Source organism: Sphingomonas humi, from assembly GCF_039536725.1.
Lineage (GTDB): Bacteria > Pseudomonadota > Alphaproteobacteria > Sphingomonadales > Sphingomonadaceae > Sphingomicrobium > Sphingomicrobium humi.
On sequence record NZ_BAAAZD010000001.1, the window covers coordinates 1519780 to 1535329 of the forward strand.

Below are 15550 nucleotides of genomic sequence, written 5' to 3' on the forward strand. Positions count from 1 at the left end.
AGTTTTGCATCGCGCATCTTGGATGGCCTATTCGACGGTACGCGGTCGATGGCCGATGATCTGACCACAAGCCGCATCATGCTCACGTCCTTAAAGACCTTGGCAAAGGGCCGGGCGCTGAGCGAGAAGCAGAAGGCAGTGTTCATCGACAGCATCCGAATTCGCCTCGGAAAGAGCGACTTTGACTGGCATGGTCCTGTGAAACTGACACGTAGCCAAACCGCCGGGGCGAATAGCCTGTTACTCGATCTCTGCACCAAGACGCTGGACGGAGCCGGTGCAGCAATCGAGCAGGATTGCATCGCAAAAGTGGAGCGACTGGAGGCGCAGCTCGCTAAATTGGAACGGGCGGTTGCTCAATTGCTGCACCAATCGCCACCAATTGCTGCATCAATCCTACGTAATTCCTGCACGAAAGCTGCACAACCAGACCCTGAACTGTTGGAAACACAGGCTTCTGCGAGCGCAACGAAACGGAACGAGACGAAACGAAATCATGATGGCGCCATGATTTTTCCCTTGGAGGCCATGACCGCGACCAGTGGTCGCCACCCAGCTGCAAATGACATTTCCTCATCCACTGCTGATACGACTGAGCGTAATGATGGCGTGGAGACAGGAAAAAGGCGCGACTTCAGCGATCACGCGGTGGTGAGCTTCTTTCGCAACGACCCCAACGCCGAACCCAGCGCAAACCTCGAACTGAAGGGAAAACGATACTCGCTGGTGTTTCACTCTGCCGATGTTGCCGAAGAGAGAATGTTTGCCTCTTCCAGCCGCGAATGGAGGCTTGCTTTCGACGCATCGCTTGGAGCCGCATTGCGCGAGCACAGCCGGGATCACGCCCGGTCTGACGAACGGTACGTGCTGTCACCGCTTTACGATGAGACAGACAGGTTCGGGCGGAAGAAGCCCGTGGCGGAGAATTGCGTAGCGGTCCTGGTGTGGACGGACGATATGCAGCCCAAGTCAGTCACAATCATCGATGGCGACACCGACATTGTCACGGTGCCGCTATCACGAGCGCAGCAGACAAAGCCAAAATCTCCCACGCATAAAGGTATGGTGAAGCTCGCAGCGTAGGAAAAACCGAGATGTTCAGACCGAAGGTACCAGCATAATCTGTGGTCCCGGTGGCAGATTTAATTTCGCGTATCTTCGGTCGCTCTGCAGGAAAACGGCATTACCGATTTCCATTACTACTACTTGGTAAGAGGAAATAGTATGTCGTTTTTGAAGAACCTGAAGCTGTCCAATGTTGCTCCGATCCGCTTCGTCGATCCCAAGCAGCATACCCGCACGCGGTTGCTGCGCTACCTCAATGAGCAGAAGGCCCTCGCTCAGGCAGAGGTCGAAGGTCGAGCCTACAACGCGACCAAGGTCGTGTTCCGGACTAACGAAGACGGTCAGCGCGTCCGCGCTGATGCTCCGCGTCATGTTCGGCGTGGCTGGTTTCAGAATGGCTCCAGCATGTTCTTCCAAGTTCGCTACGGCAACAAGCCTCTCGATCTTGGTAAGGGCATGACCGCTGTTGAGGTCAGCGGCGTTGATGCCATCCCTGCAATAATCGATGCGGTGGTTGAAGCCGTTAGCGCTGGTGAGCTGGACGAAGCTCTTGCGGCTGCTGCCGTTGAGCGGCGGGCCAACTTCAAGCGCCGCAACGCTAGCAAATGAGGTGCAAGTAGCGGGGTCAGCGCACAATTGCGCAGGCCCCGCAGTAGCGTGGCCCTCGTTTAACGTAGATCGCACAAGCGCAAATTTCTGGTCTAGGTACCAAGCCTATGTGGATCGTTGGCAAACGGCGGCTTTCCGTGAGCCTGTCGGAATGCAGCGATAAGCTCCGCCTCGACATCGACCGGCACTCGTGCGGGAGTCTCCATCCAAGCGACACTTAGAGCGTCGACGTTCGAAAGCTGCCAGATCAGGCGTCCGCCCCAATGACCTACGGGCTTGCCCGCGCCGAAATCAGCATATTGCGTAAGGCGACGCTTAAGCTGATCAGCCTTGCCGATGTATACGATCTCGGCACCTTCGACCCAATTAGCAATTAACGCTTCGCGCGAAACGGTTGGGTCCCTCTCCTTGAACCACCCGCCGCAGCTTTGCTCATCAAAGTCGGCCTTGCCGCTGTAGGTAACCACATAAACGCCGCCCGACGACGGACAGTCGCTCGTCCTGATCGCGTTGAAGGGAACCCAGCCGACGAACCCGGCTGCTCGTAGCGAGGAGCGTGTGAACTGCACTAGCGGGCTGCGCCGCCAGGCTTCTGACCCGACGACTTTAGGCTTTGAAATATCTTTAACGCCTCGGAAGAGGCGAGGTAGATGAACTGCTCGCTCCGAAGAGCCTCGATCTCCCTCTCAGAAGACACTTCCTTTCCGCCCACGTAGGCATAACAGCCCCCTCGAATGAATTTGAGGAGAAGTGGCTTCAATGTCTCGGACTTTCTCAGCTCATATTCCCTGTTCTCGAACCGTACCCAGCGCGATCGATTGCGATAGTGCACTGTGCGCTCCGCGCTCTCCGAGACATTGACCCAACTGCCAATCAGTTGAACGACATAGAACTTCGCTGAGTGAGTAACCCGTTCGCGCTTGTCGCCCTTAGGTAACTGCTGGGTATCTGAGGTGTACTGCCAGAAGGAACGTCCACCACGAACATCATCAGACACTACGGTCGGCCGCGCCTGAAACACCTCAGCATCAGGAGCCTTTCTCTTGCCAGGCATGATTTGAGGACCCCCTCTTGCGCGTCGTTGCGTCTGGCCGAATGTGGCATTGTTCGCAATGGCACACCAGCAGCCGCAAGGCTGGTGCACATGTACAAAGCCATGCACACGTCCGCAAAGGGGAGGAAATCTGCAGTCTAATCAGTGACTTAAAGCGACTGTGCTACAATCGCACTGCAGAGGTCAGGGGTTCGATTCCCCTCAGCTCCACCAGCCGCACCGGTTACGAAATCAAGGACTTTAGGAGATGGCGAAGCATTCGCCCGTCCTGCGGCACGCGGCGCATGTGAGCGCAGGCGCCGGTTCAGCCGGTTGCTGATGACGGTCAAATGACCCTTTTATATATCGACCTTGTGTGCGACCGCTAAACGACCGCCCCTGTGTCGGGAAGGATACGTTATTTCGGCCACCGTCGATCTCGCGGACCCGAACGCCGATACGGATGTTACGTCTCCGAACAGTTCGACCGGGATAAAGCCTCGTGAACAGCAATAAGCCGGTCAAGCACCGACCCGGCACACGATTTCTGTCGTTGATTGCCGTCACCGTTTCAGCAGCCACGACCAGCGGATGCTCGGACAAGGGCGACGCGCAAGGGCGTGGTGGCGCCGCCGCGCGCGGACCGGCGCAGGTCGGCTTCATCACGGCGACGACAACCTCGGTGCCGCTGATCAGCGAACTTGGCGGTCGCGCTGTCGCCTTTGAAACCTCTGAGGTGCGTCCGCAGGTCAGCGGTCTCATCCAGCGGCGACTGTTCTCCGAGGGAAGCTACGTCCGGCAGGGGCAGTCGCTCTATCAGGTCGATCCTAGCCTTTACCGCGCGGCGGTCAACGAGGCGTCAGCCAATGTCGCCAACGCGAGGGCGGCGGCCCAGGCGGCGCAGGCAAAGGCCAACCGCTATCGGCCCCTGGCGCAGATCGAGGCGGTCAGCCAGCAGGAATATACCGACGCCGCGGCGCAGGCACGGCAGGCAAGTGCCGCGGTTGCGCAGAACAATGCGCAGCTCGACACCGCCCGCATCAACCTGCGTTTCACCACCATTCGCGCGCCGATCAGTGGCCGCATCGGCCGCTCGCTGTTCACGCAGGGCGCGCTGGTGAGCCAGAGCCAGACCCAGCCGCTTGCGATCATTCAGCGGACCGATCCCATCTACGTCGACATCCAGCAGTCCGCGGCCGACCTGACGGCTCTCAAGCGGTCGCTGGCGACGGGAGGTGTCCAGCCGGGCAGCACCCAGGTGCGCCTCCAGCTGGATGACGGGAGCGATTATGGGTTCACCGGCACCGTCCAGTTCAGCGAAGTAGTGGTGAACGAAAGCACCGGCACCGTGACCCTCCGCGCCCGCTTCCCCAACCCGCAGGGAACCTTGCTGCCCGGAAGCTTTGTCAAGGCGCTCTTCACCCAGGCGGTCACCCCCAACGCCATCCTCGTGTCGCAAAGCGCGGTGCAGCGGGACATCGGCGGTGAAGCCTATGTCTTCGTCGTCGGCGCGCAGAACAAGGCCGAGCGGAGAGTGGTCAAGGCCGACCGGACCTACGGTACTGACTGGGTGGTCACCGGCGGGATCAAGGCCGGCGACAAGATCATCACGCAGGGCCTGAGCAACCTTCGCGACGGCGCGGCGGTCCGGCCGGTGCCGGCCTCAGCGCCGCAGAAGATCGCGCCGCGGCCCGCCGGCCAGGGTGGCGGTTCGGCCGGGGGCGAGCAGGCCAGGGGCGGCGGCCGCTAACGGATGTCGCAACTTTTCATCAACCGTCCGATCTTTGCTTGGGTGCTTGCGATCATCGTCATGCTTGCGGGTGTCGGGGCGATTTCCCAGCTTCCGATCGAGCAATATCCCGACGTCGCCCCGCCGCAGGTCAACATCCGCGCGACCTATCCCGGCGCGTCGGCCGAAACGGTCGAGAACAGCGTCACCCAGATCCTCGAGCAGCAGCTGACGGGCCTCGACGGGCTCCTCTACTTCAGCTCGACCTCGTCCTCTCGAGGAAGCGTCAGCATTTCCGCGGTGTTCGCCAAGGGGACCGATCCCGACACCGCGCAGGTCCAAGTCCAGAACCAGGTCCAGCAGGCCGTGTCCCGACTGCCGCAGCAGGTGCAGCAGCAGGGCATTCGGGTCACCAAGTCGAACGCCGATTCGCTGCTGCTCGTCGCGGTCTATGACGAGACTGACCGACGATCGAACATTGACGTGTCGGACTATCTGACCTCGAACCTCCAAGACCCGTTGTCGCGGGTGGAGGGCGTCGGCGACGTCAACGTATTCGGTTCGTCGCGGGCGATGCGGATCTGGCTGAATCCCCAGCGCCTGGCCGCGGTCAGCCTGATGCCGGGCGACGTGGTCACAGCGATCCAGAACCAGAATACCGAGGTCGCGGCGGGCGAGGTCGGAAGTCTTCCCTCGCCGCAGGGACAATTGCTCAACGCAACCGTCACCGCGCAGTCGCGCCTGCGTACGCCAGAGGAATTCAAGAACATCATCCTCAAGACCGAACCGAGCGGCGCGACGGTGCGGGTGGGGGATGTCGCGCGGGTCGAACTAGGCGCGGAAAGCTACAATTCGGTCAGCCGGGTCAATGGCCACCCCGGCGCGGGCATGTCGATCAGCCTCGCGCCTGGAGCCGACGCGCTGCGCACCGCCGACCTCATCAAGAAGCGCGTCAGCGAACTTTCCGGTTCACTGCCCGAGGGCCTCAAGGTCGCCTATGCCAACGACACCACGGCCTTCATCAGGCTGTCGGTCGAGGAAGTAGTGAAGACGCTGCTTGAGGCGGTGGTCCTGGTAGTCATCGTGATGTTCGTTTTCCTGCAGAGCTGGCGCGCCACCCTGGTCCCGGCGATCGCGGTGCCGGTGGTGCTGCTCGGCACGTTCGCAGTCTTCTATCTTGCGGGCTTCACCATCAATACGTTGACACTCTTCGGACTGGTGCTGGCGATCGGCCTCCTCGTCGACGACGCGATCGTCGTGGTCGAGAACGTTGAGCGCCTGATGGAGGAAAATCCGGGCATGAGCCCGCGCGAGGCTACTGAGCTCTCGATGAAGGAGATCCAGGTCGCGCTCGTCGCCATCGCCGTAGTGCTTTCGGCGGTGTTCCTGCCGATGGCCTTCTTCGGCGGCTCGACGGGCGTCATCTACCAGCAGTTCTCGCTGACGATCATCAGCTGCATGGTCCTGTCGGTGCTGGTCGCCCTGATCCTGAGCCCGGCGATCACCGCGTCGCTGCTCAAGGCGCGCAAGCCGGCGGAGGAAGAAGCCGCTGCCCGGCAGGACCATAATTTCTTCCAACGCGCCGCGCACCGCTTCCAGGACGGGTTCAACACCCGGTTCAACCGCGGGGTCGAACGCTACGGCAATGCCGTCACCCGCGTAATCGACCGCAAATGGCTGTTCCTTGGCATCTACGGCATCACTTGTGTCATCCTGGTGGTCCTGTTTCAACGGCTTCCCACGAGCTTCCTGCCGAGCGAGGACCAGGGCGCGGCCAGCATCCAGTTCCGCCTGCCCGCCGGCGCGACGCAGCAGCGCACACTCGACGTCCAGCGCCAGATCGAAGCCTATCTTCGCCAATATGAGCAGAAGAACCTCGCTACGGTCTTCACCGTTGCGGGCGGCGGCGGGGGTGGCGGCGCGACCGGTCAGAACACGGGGCAGGGCTTCATCAATCTCGCCCCGTGGGATGAGCGCAAAGGCAAGGAAAACAGTGCGAGCGGCATCGTCGAGCGGGCCTCGGGCGCGTTTCGCGGATTTCGCGATGCGCAGGTCTTTGCGCTGGTCCCGGGCGCCATCCGCGGGCTTGGCCAGACCAGCGGATTCAACATGCAGCTGCAGAATTCGAGCGGCATGTCGCGCGAGCAATTCCAGGCGGCACGCGAACGCCTCCTCGCGCTGGCGGCGGAAGATTCCAAGCTCGCGTCGGTTCGCCTCAGCGACCTGCCCGACGTCGCCAACCTCAAGGTCGACGTCGATCCGCAGCGCCTGACGGCCTATGGCCTCAATTCCTCCGACGTGAACAGCACGCTCGCGACCGCCTGGGGTGGCCGCTACGTCAACGACTTCATCGACAATGGCCGGGTCAAGCGTGTCTACGTGCAGGGGGACGCTCCCTATCGCGCCGATCCTTCCGACCTTGGCCAATGGTATGTGCGCGGCTCCGACGGACAGATGGCGCCCTTCTCCTCCTTCGCCCAGACTGGCTGGAGCACGGGCCCGAGCAGCCTGTCGCGCTTCCAGGGCGTGCCCTCCTTCGAGCTGCAAGGGACGCCTGCGCCTGGCGTCAGCTCGGGCGAGGCGATGATGCGGATGGAGGAGCTGGCCAAGCAGATTCCAGGGACCAGTGTGGCCTGGTCGGGGGCGAGTTTCCAGGAGCGGCTTTCCTCGGGACAGGCGCCCTTGCTCTACGCGCTGTCGCTGCTCGTCGTCTTTCTCTGCCTCGCGGCGCTGTATGAAAGCTGGTCGATCCCGGTCGCGGTGCTGCTGGTCATTCCGCTCGGGCTGGTCGGCGCGGTGTTCGCGGTGACGCTGCGCGGGCTGGAGAATGATGTCTACCTGCAGATCGGGCTGCTCACGACCATGGGTCTGGCCGCCAAGAACGCGATCCTGATGATCGAGTTCGCTGAACAGGCGGAGCGGGCCGGCAAGGGCGTGATGGAGGCTGCGCTGGAAGCCGCGCGGATCCGCCTCCGTCCGATCCTGATGACCAGCTTCGCCTTCATCTTCGGCGTGCTTCCGTTGGCGATCTCGACCGGCGCCGGCGCTAACAGCCGGATCGCGATCGGCACCGCTGTGATCGGCGGCATGATCACCGCGACCTTGCTGGCCTTGTTCTACATTCCGCTCTTCTTTGTGCTGGTGCGGCTGGGCGCCAAGAGGGGGATCCAGACCATTCGCGAACGCCTGTCGCGCAAGCGGCCGCCCGCGCCGGCCACGGAGGCGGCGGTATGACGCGTACACTAATGCCGTTTGCGGCGGCGGCCCTTCTTTCTGGCTGCGCCTCGCTCGACCCCGCCTATGTTCGCCCGGCGGCACCGGTCCCGACGGGCTTCCCCGTCGGCGACCCTTATCGTGCCGACGCACCGGCGCTGCCCGACTTCACCCATCGCGACGTCTTTCGCGACGTGCGGCTTCAGACCCTCATCGCGCAGGCCCTTCAGAACAATCGCGACCTTCGCATCGCCGCCGCCAATATCGCTTCTGCCCGCGCGCAGGTCCGGATCAGCCGCGGTGCGCAGCTTCCCCAGCTCGATGCCGCAGCAGGGGTCGATGTTACCCCGCGCCGAAGCGCCGACGGGGACATCAACGGGGTGCGGGTCGGCGGTTCGGCAAGCCTTTTGCCATCGTTCGAAGTCGACCTGTTTGGCCGACTGGCGTCGCTTACCCGCGCCGACCAGGCAAGGCTTCTGGCGACCACCGCGGCCGAGCGCGGGGTGCGTGTCGCGCTGATCGGCGACATTGCCGAAGCGTGGCTGACCTATGCCGCCGACAGCGACCTTCTTGCGATCGCCGAAAACACGGTACGCTCCGCCGAGCGTACCGCCGCGCTCACCGAAGCGCGCCTCAAAGGCGGGGTCGCGCCGCGCACCGATCTGCTGCAGGCCCAGCAGATCCTCGAAACGGCACGCGCCGACCTCGCCTCGCAAAAGGCTCTCCGGTCGCAGGACATCAACCTGCTGCAGCTGCTGGTCGGGGCGCCGATCGACCCGAGCCTGCTCGCGCCTTCGCTCGATCAGGCAGCGTCTAGCGTCGCGGCGCTTCCGGCCGGGCTCGACAGCCGCGTCCTGCTGCGCCGGCCCGACATCATCGAAGCCGAATATCGCCTCCGGGCCGCCAATGCCGAAATCGGCGCTGCCCGTGCCGCGCTTTTCCCCAGTATCTCGCTGACCGGGCTGCTCGGCCTTGCCAGCAACACGCTGACGAACCTCTTCACCGGCGGTGCACTTGCCTTTTCGGCCGCCGCCGATGCGCGCCAGTCGATCTTCTCAGGCGGTGCGGGGCGCGCCCGGGTCAGCCAGCGGCAGGCCGAGCGGGATGCCGCCGTGGCAAGTTATGAGCAGGCAATCCAGGTAGCCTTCCGCGAGACCGCCGATGCGCTTGCCGACAAGGGTACGCTTGGCGACCGCGTTGCCGCTAACCGCCGCAACTTCGGAGCAGCGAGCGAAACGCTGCGGCTTGTCCAGGCCCGCTACCGGGAAGGGATCGATCCCTTCCTCACCACCCTCGACGCCCAGCGATCCGCTTACGCTGCCGAGCGAAATCTGGTGGCCGGGCGGCTCGCCGAAGCGCGCAATGCGGTGACCCTTTATCGCGTGCTCGGTGGCGACGGCCGCTGAGACGCTGATCGCTTTCGAAGGTCGTCATTTCGAGGCGGGACAACGCAAGGAGGGCCCGGCATTGCTGCCGAGCCCTCCCGCCCATGCTCTCATAGGGAGGAGCTGAAGGCTTATGCGGCCTGGAGCAGCGCGCGCGGCGTGAAGCGGCGACGCTGGCGAAGCGAAGCGCCGACCGCACCGAAGCCGACCAACATCAGGGCCCAGGTACCCGGCTCCGGCACCGCGGCGGCAGTCGAGCGGTAGAGGACGGCGTTAGAATAGCCACCGGTGTCGGTCAGCGTGATGCTGCCCGGCGCCACATTGTCCCACATGTAGAAAGCGGAGACGTTGCCGGCCTCGCCAGGGACATTGCCCCAGTGCAGGCCGAGAATGACCTGGCCACCGGCGGTCGCCAGCAGATTGCCGAGCGCGATGAGGTCCTTGTTCGAGACGACCTTGCCGGCGTCCTTGAGCGCGTTCCAGTCGACGACGTAGGTCTGGCCGCTACCGGCTAGCAGGAGATTGATGGCGGCCTGCTGCTGACCGACGTTGTTCTGGCTGAACTGGTTGTCGGAATAGTAGCCGGCGCACCTGTCGGCACCGGGAGCAAGCGGTGCACTCGAGCAACCAGTGTTCGAGCCGCTCACCTCAACCGTGGCCGACGCGGGGGCTGCAACAGCGAAGAGGCCGGCGGCGATGATGGAAAAGAGCAGCTTGTTCATTGGAAAATCCCTCTGGTTCTGAGGGATTGTTAAACAGCGATTTAACAAGCTGCAATTAAACGATTATCGTTAAGAACAGCTTTCTGTTTCAAAGGGGGACACGCTGGCACGGAGGCCCGGTCACTGGACCGGCGCGTGACATCGCGGGCCCTAGTGCGATGTGGGCCTTGGGCCACGCCGCGGAACCAGCGTGACCTCGAGCCCGTTCCCTTCGCAAATCCATAGACTTGCGAGCAATAACATCATGGCGACGCGCTTTCGCTCGACCCTTTCCGGGTCGCAATTTTTCAACGACGTGTTCCAGCGTGCGCTCAGCCACTGGAATCGCGAACGGCTTGCGCCGGAGTTCCCGGGCGCGGAGGTCGCCAGCCGGATCGATCGCGACGCGCGGATGATGCGGCTCGAGCTTGGCTTCCTCGAGGACTTGCGCGCGGAGGTCGCCGACGAGGCAGCCGCCGCGCCGACCGATGCCGACGGCTTTATTGCCTGGTTCGAAGCGCTCGAGGAGAATGGTCCCGGCCAGCACGACCGCCTGTTCGACTGGCTGGAAAACGAGGCGAGCCTCGATGACCTCAAGATTTTCCTCAGGCAGGAAGCGGCCGGCGAGGCGGGTTTCGACGACCTCGTGGCGATGACGCAGGTGCGTCTGCCTGACCAGCCCAAGATGGAGATGGCGCGTAATTACTGGGACGAAATGGGCCGCGGCAATCCCAAGGGAATGCACGGTCCGATGCTGCACTTCGTCGTCGACGAGCTCGAGCTGGAACCCAGTATCGACACGACTTGCTGGGAGAGCCTGGCGCTTGCCAATGCCATGACTGCGATGGCGACCAACCGCAGCTACGCCTGGCATAGCGTCGGCGCGCTTGGTGCGATCGAGTTGACCGCACCTGCCCGTTCAGCGGCCGTTTCGAGGACGATGCGGCGGCTTGGCTTCGACGCCAGGATGCGGCGCTACTTCGATCTCCACGCCGTGCTCGATATCAAGCACAGCGAGGAGTGGAACAAGGAAGCGATCCGGCCCGCGGTCGAAGATCCGGTGGAAGGACCGGCCCGGGCACGGGCGATGGCCGAAGGCGCGCTCATGCGCTTGAAGTGCGGTGAGCGCTGCTTCGATCGCTATCGCGAGATGTTCGAAATCGCCTGAGGGCGGTCATCGCGCTTGCCTTGATGGTCCACTCGGCTACCCGCTTGCGCCATGACCTTTTCTCCCGAACCGCTCGCCGCCCTCCTGCAGGCCCTCGACGATGAGGGCTATGCCTTCACGACCGTTACCCCGGCGACCCACCAGCGCGTGCTGAACCGCCGGCCGCACGCCGCCGCGGCGGACCTGCGCGACATCTTCGGGTGGAGCCTGCCGTTCGCGCGCGAGACGTTGCCGGCCGACTTCCTCGATCTGCTGCGGGAGGGCGGGGCGCTCGACGAGCAGGGCGGCGCCTGTCGCAGTCTCGTGCGCGTCTCGTCGCTGTCCGGGCGATTGTTTCTCCACAGTGCTTATCCGACCGAAGCGGCGGACAGCGTGTTCTTCGGACCCGACACCTATCGCTTCGCGCGTTTCATCGAAGTCAGCGCTCAGGACCTCGAAGCGCCCGTGCACCTCGTCGATCTGGGTGCTGGTGCGGGACCCGGCGGGATTAGCGCCGCCGGCCTGCTCGAGCCCGAGCGGATCACGCTTGCCGACATCAATCCGCACGCAAATGCCCTGGCCTGCGCCAACGCGCTTGCCGCCGGGCTGGATGTCCACACGGTCGAGGGCGGGCTCGAGCAGGTCGAAGGCGAGATCGACCTCATCATCGCCAATCCGCCTTTCATCGCCGACGCCAGGGGCCGCGACTATCGTGATGGCGGCGCGATGCTGGGCACCGGCCGGTCACTCGACTGGGCGCGGCAGGGGCTGGCGCGGCTGAGCGCGGGCGGGACAATGCTGCTGTACACCGGAAGCCCGGTCATCGCCGGCGAGGACCGGCTGCTCGGTGCGCTGGCAGAACTGGCCGATGAGGCGGGCGCCCGCCTGCGCTACGAGGAGCTCGATCCCGACATCTTCGGTGAGGAGCTGGAGCAGCCGGCCTATGCCGAGGCCGGGGCCGAGCGGATCGCCGCGGTCGGCGCGATCCTTACCAAGGACTAGGCGGCGAGAGGAAGCTCGATTCGGGCCAGCGCGCCGCGGGTCGCGCCCGGCTTCAGCGAGAAGCTGCCGCCGAGCTGATCTGCAAGCATGGTCGCGATGCGAAGGCCGAGGCTATCGCTGTTGGCAAGGGTGAACCCGTCGGGGAGGCCCCGACCATTATCCTCGATCTCGACCGCCAGCCGGGCGTCGCGCAGCGGCTGGAGGCGGATCTGCAACATGCAGTCGCGCTGCTCCTTGGCAAAACCATGCTCGATCGCATTGGCGATGCTCTCGGCGACGACGAGCGCCAGCGGGATCGCGGCCTCTGGCGACAGGCCAGCGTCGGTAACGCCGCTGACGAGATGGCCGATGGGCCGATCGGTCGAGCTTTCGATCACGTCGCGGGCAAGCTGATCGAGGAACACGTCTAGCGCCTGGCCCGAACCGGCAGGATCGTAGAGCTGACGGCTGATCTTGCCGATGGTCTGCAGCCGCCGCGACGCTTCATCAAGCGCGGCCTTGGCACTTTCGTCGGCGATCTGGCGGCGCTGCACCGTCAGCAGGGCGGCGACCATCTGGAGGTTGTTCGAGACGCGGTGCTGAAGTTCGCGAAACAGAAGCTCGCGGGTCTCGGCCAGCCGGGCGGTCGCCTCACGCTGGCCAACAAGGAGGCGGTTGGAGCGCTGCATCCAGTGCACCAGCGCGATCTCGGTGCCGGTGATGAAGCTGTAGAAGGCCATGGCGATGGCGCCATTGTGCGTGAGGTCGAATGCACCGCCTGGATGCAGGAACCAGTAATAACTTGCGACGCCGGCCAGGATTGCGGTGATAATGCCCGCCCTGGTGCCGAGCACAAAGGCGGCGATCAGGACCACCGGGAAATAGGTCAGGAACGGGAAACCAGGCGGAAGCTGAGTGTCGATCGCGAAGCGCACACGGGTCGCGATCGCAACTCCGACCACCGCAACGGCAAAGTCAGCGGCAAAGCCCAGCCGTGCGAGCGGATAGCGCTCGGTCCATCGTCCGAGATTGTGGAAAGGCCCCGTCACGAGGGCACCCCTAGCACCCGAACGGTTAAATGGAAGCTGAACCCATGACAAAGGCCCTGCGGATTGCTCCACAGGGCCCCTGCCTTGTCGGACGTTTGGAGTGGGTCCGCCCTTTCGGGGTAAGCCCAGGCCCTTAGTCGTCGCTGTTGTTGCCGCCGGTCAGGAAGGCCGGAGCGAATTCCGGAGCCGGACCATTGTCGTCGCGGTTGCCGCCTTCACGGTCGCGGCGCGGGCCACGATCGCCACGGCCTTCGCCACCACGGCCTTCGCCGCGCGGACCACGATCGCCGCCTTCACGGCGCGGGCCACGGCCTTCGCGGCGACGGTCGCCACCACGATCGCCACGGTCGCCGCGGTCGCCGCGGTCGCCACGCGGGCCACGGTCGCCACCCTCACGCGGTTCGCGCGGGGGACGGGTGTCCTCCAGTTCGGCACCGGTTTCCTGGTCGACGACGCGCATCGACAGGCGAACCTTGCCGCGATTGTCGACCTCGAGCAGCTTGACCTTCACTTCCTGGCCTTCGGTCAGGACGTCACGGACGTTCTCAACGCGCTCGTTCTTGATTTCGGACACGTGGACCAGGCCATCTTTGCCGGGCATGAAGGTCACGAAGGCGCCGAAATCGACGATCGAGGCAACCTTGCCGGTGTAGATGGTGCCGGGTTCCGGCTCCTGGGTGATGCCCTGGATCCAGGCGCGAGCGGCTTCGATCTGCTTCACGTCGGACGAGCTGATCTTGATCAGGCCCTCGTCGTCGATGTCGACCTTGGCGCCGGTGGTGGCGACGATCTCGCGGATCACCTTGCCGCCGGTGCCGATCACTTCGCGGATCTTGTCCTTGGCGATCTGCATGGTCTCGATGCGCGGCGCGTGAGCGGAAAGCTCGGTGCGGGTGCTGTCGAGCGCCTTGGCCATTTCGCCGAGGATGTGCGCGCGGCCGTCCTTCGCCTGGGCGAGGGCGACCTGCATGATCTCCTTGGTGATGCCGGCGACCTTGATGTCCATCTGCATCGTGGTGATGCCCTGGTCGGTGCCGGCAACCTTGAAGTCCATGTCGCCGAGGTGATCCTCGTCGCCGAGGATGTCGCTGATCACCGCGAACTTCTCACCCTCGAGGATGAGGCCCATCGCGATACCGGCGACCGGACGGGTGAGCGGAACGCCCGCGTCCATCATCGACAACGAACCGCCGCAGACAGTGGCCATCGACGAGGAGCCGTTGCTCTCGGTGATGTCGCTGAGAACGCGGATCGTATACGGGAATTCTTCCGTCGTCGGGAGTACCGGGTGAAGCGCGCGCCAGGCGAGCTTGCCGTGACCGACTTCGCGGCGGCCCGGCGCACCGAAGCGGCCCACTTCGCCGACCGAATAGGGCGGGAAGTTATAGTGCAGCATGAAGCGCGAGTAGCTGAGGCCGTCGAGGCCGTCGATCATCTGCTCAGCGTCCTTGGTGCCAAGCGTGGTGGTGCAGATCGCCTGCGTTTCACCGCGGGTGAACAGCGCCGAACCATGGGTGCGCGGCAGGAAGCCGACCATCGCCTCGATCGGGCGAACGGTCTTGGTGTCGCGGCCGTCGATGCGGCGGCCTTCCTCGAGGATGGCGGTACGGACGATGTCCGCTTCCAGCACCTTGACGAGCTTGGCGGCAACGAGCTGCTCCTGCGGCTCGGCGTCGGCGAAGGCTTCCTTGGCCTTGGCGCGGGCCGCGTTGATGAGCGCCGAACGCTCGGCCTTGGCAGTGATCTTGTAGGCGGCAGCGATGTCGGCGCCAATCAGATCCTTGAGCTTGGCCTTGGTCGCGGCCTTGTCGTCCGCCTTGGCGAGATCCCACGGATCCTTGGCGGCCTTCTCAGCAAGGTCGCAGATCGCGTTGACGACCTTCTTGGACGCTTCGTGAGCGAACACGACGGCGCCGAGCATGACTTCTTCCGACAGCTCCTTGGCTTCGGATTCCACCATCATCACGGCATTGCCGGTGGCGGCGACGACGAGGTCGAGGTCACCTTCCTTCACCTGCTCGGGCGACGGATTCAGGATGTACTCGCCATTCTGATAGCCGACGCGGGCAGCGCCGATCGGGCCCATGAAGGGGACGCCCGACAGGGTGAGGGCGGCCGAGGCGGCGCACATGGCGACGATGTCGGGCTCGTTCTCGCCGTCATAGGACAGGACCTGGGCGATCACGAGGACTTCGTTGTAGAAGCCTTCGGGGAATAGCGGACGGATCGGGCGGTCGATGAGACGGCTGGTCAGCGTCTCCTTTTCGGTCGCGCCGCGCTCACGCTTGAAGAAGCCGCCCGGGATGCGCCCGGCTGCGGAGAACTTCTCCTGGTAGTGGACGGTCAGCGGGAAGAAGTCCTGGCCGGGCTTCACGCTCTTAGCGGCAGTGACGGCGCAAAGGACGACGGTTTCGCCCATGGTGGCGAGCACGGCGCCATCGGCCTGACGGGCGATGCGCCCGGTCTCGAGCTTCAGCGTCTTGCCGCCGAGATCGACTTCCACGGTGTTGATATTGAACATTCTGTTTCCTTGTGGCCCGCCGCCGGATGCGGACGGGTTCGGTCATTTGGCAGGCAATCCGGCCTGCCAGCGGGTGGAGCGTTCGTTTAAGCTCCCGGACTGCCCGCCGGATTGCGG

12 protein-coding genes are annotated in these 15550 nt (G+C 64.0%); 7 read left to right on the forward strand and 5 right to left on the reverse strand.

Going from position 1 to position 15550, the window contains the following annotated elements; all coding sequences use genetic code 11:
* Positions 1–48: 48 nt before the first annotated feature.
* Together ABD729_RS07520 and ABD729_RS07525 are read left to right on the forward strand one after the other, a co-directional pair.
* Entirely contained in the window at positions 49–1083 is a 1035-nt protein-coding gene (locus tag ABD729_RS07520) for a hypothetical protein (protein ID WP_344709540.1), read from the forward strand.
* A gap of 141 nt (positions 1084–1224) precedes the next feature.
* Positions 1225–1674 (forward strand): hypothetical protein, encoded by a 450-nt coding sequence (locus tag ABD729_RS07525; protein WP_344709541.1) that lies wholly within the window; start codon positions 1225–1227, stop codon positions 1672–1674.
* A 92-nt stretch (positions 1675–1766) separates the two neighbouring features.
* Here the strand turns inward: ABD729_RS07525 and ABD729_RS07530 are convergent, their stop codons facing one another.
* Both ABD729_RS07530 and ABD729_RS07535 read right to left on the reverse strand, forming a co-directional pair.
* On the reverse strand, positions 1767–2243 hold the full coding sequence (locus ABD729_RS07530) for a GIY-YIG nuclease family protein (RefSeq protein WP_344709542.1): 477 nt from the start codon (positions 2241–2243) through the stop codon (positions 1767–1769).
* The gene (locus ABD729_RS07535; protein ID WP_344709543.1) at positions 2243–2728 is read right to left on the reverse strand and encodes a hypothetical protein; all 486 of its coding nucleotides are present in this window, start codon (positions 2726–2728) and stop codon (positions 2243–2245) included. The genes ABD729_RS07530 and ABD729_RS07535 overlap by 1 nt, the downstream gene beginning before the upstream one ends.
* 481 nt (positions 2729–3209) lie before the next feature.
* Between ABD729_RS07535 and ABD729_RS07540 the strand changes: the two genes are divergently transcribed.
* Genes ABD729_RS07540 through ABD729_RS07550 form a run of 3 tightly spaced genes read left to right on the forward strand, consistent with a single transcriptional unit; the run spans position 3210 to position 9055 of the window.
* On the forward strand, positions 3210–4457 hold the full coding sequence (locus tag ABD729_RS07540; protein ID WP_344709544.1) for an efflux RND transporter periplasmic adaptor subunit: 1248 nt from the start codon (positions 3210–3212) through the stop codon (positions 4455–4457).
* Positions 4458–4460: 3 nt separating this feature from the next.
* Positions 4461–7670 carry an efflux RND transporter permease subunit gene (locus ABD729_RS07545; protein WP_344709545.1) on the forward strand — a complete coding sequence of 1070 codons (3210 nt, stop codon included), beginning with the start codon at positions 4461–4463 and terminating at the stop codon, positions 7668–7670.
* The gene (locus ABD729_RS07550) at positions 7667–9055 is read left to right on the forward strand and encodes an efflux transporter outer membrane subunit (RefSeq protein WP_344709546.1); all 1389 of its coding nucleotides are present in this window, start codon (positions 7667–7669) and stop codon (positions 9053–9055) included. Before ABD729_RS07545 ends, ABD729_RS07550 begins: the two co-directional genes overlap by 4 nt.
* Positions 9056–9165: 110 nt before the next feature.
* Here the strand turns inward: ABD729_RS07550 and ABD729_RS07555 are convergent, their stop codons facing one another.
* Positions 9166–9756 (reverse strand): PEPxxWA-CTERM sorting domain-containing protein, encoded by a 591-nt coding sequence (locus ABD729_RS07555; RefSeq protein WP_344709547.1) that lies wholly within the window; start codon positions 9754–9756, stop codon positions 9166–9168.
* A gap of 244 nt (positions 9757–10000) precedes the next feature.
* Between ABD729_RS07555 and ABD729_RS07560 the strand changes: the two genes are divergently transcribed.
* Positions 10001–10903 carry an iron-containing redox enzyme family protein gene (locus tag ABD729_RS07560; protein ID WP_344709548.1) on the forward strand — a complete coding sequence of 301 codons (903 nt, stop codon included), beginning with the start codon at positions 10001–10003 and terminating at the stop codon, positions 10901–10903.
* Between the two features lie 51 nt (positions 10904–10954).
* Entirely contained in the window at positions 10955–11884 is a 930-nt protein-coding gene (locus ABD729_RS07565) for a methyltransferase (protein ID WP_344709549.1), read from the forward strand.
* On the opposite strand, the gene ABD729_RS07570 is transcribed toward ABD729_RS07565, so the two are convergent.
* Together ABD729_RS07570 and pnp are read right to left on the reverse strand one after the other, a co-directional pair.
* Positions 11881–12912: a sensor histidine kinase gene (locus ABD729_RS07570; protein WP_344709550.1), complete on the reverse strand. Its 1032-nt coding sequence runs from the start codon at positions 12910–12912 to the stop codon at positions 11881–11883. The two genes, ABD729_RS07565 and ABD729_RS07570, sit on opposite strands and share 4 nt — an antisense overlap.
* A gap of 133 nt (positions 12913–13045) precedes the next feature.
* A complete protein-coding gene (gene pnp / locus ABD729_RS07575; RefSeq protein ID WP_344709552.1) occupies positions 13046–15433 on the reverse strand; it encodes a polyribonucleotide nucleotidyltransferase in 2388 nt (795 codons plus the stop codon).
* Positions 15434–15550: the final 117 nt, after the last annotated feature.

Bases quoted from the DNA above. Each gene is read 5' to 3' on its own strand.
- ABD729_RS07555 (WP_344709547.1), bottom strand. From the start codon at position 9,756: ATGAACAAGCTGCTCTTTTCCATCATCGCCGCCGGCCTCTTCGCTGTT.
- ABD729_RS07560 (WP_344709548.1), top strand. From the start codon at position 10,001: ATGGCGACGCGCTTTCGCTCGACCCTTTCCGGGTCGCAATTTTTCAAC.
- ABD729_RS07565 (WP_344709549.1), top strand. From the start codon at position 10,955: ATGACCTTTTCTCCCGAACCGCTCGCCGCCCTCCTGCAGGCCCTCGAC.
- ABD729_RS07525 (WP_344709541.1), top strand. From the start codon at position 1,225: ATGTCGTTTTTGAAGAACCTGAAGCTGTCCAATGTTGCTCCGATCCGC.
- ABD729_RS07550 (WP_344709546.1), top strand. From the start codon at position 7,667: ATGACGCGTACACTAATGCCGTTTGCGGCGGCGGCCCTTCTTTCTGGC.
- ABD729_RS07535 (WP_344709543.1), bottom strand. From the start codon at position 2,728: ATGCCTGGCAAGAGAAAGGCTCCTGATGCTGAGGTGTTTCAGGCGCGG.
- ABD729_RS07545 (WP_344709545.1), top strand. From the start codon at position 4,461: ATGTCGCAACTTTTCATCAACCGTCCGATCTTTGCTTGGGTGCTTGCG.
- ABD729_RS07520 (WP_344709540.1), top strand. From the start codon at position 49: ATGGCCGATGATCTGACCACAAGCCGCATCATGCTCACGTCCTTAAAG.
- pnp (WP_344709552.1), bottom strand. From the start codon at position 15,433: ATGTTCAATATCAACACCGTGGAAGTCGATCTCGGCGGCAAGACGCTG.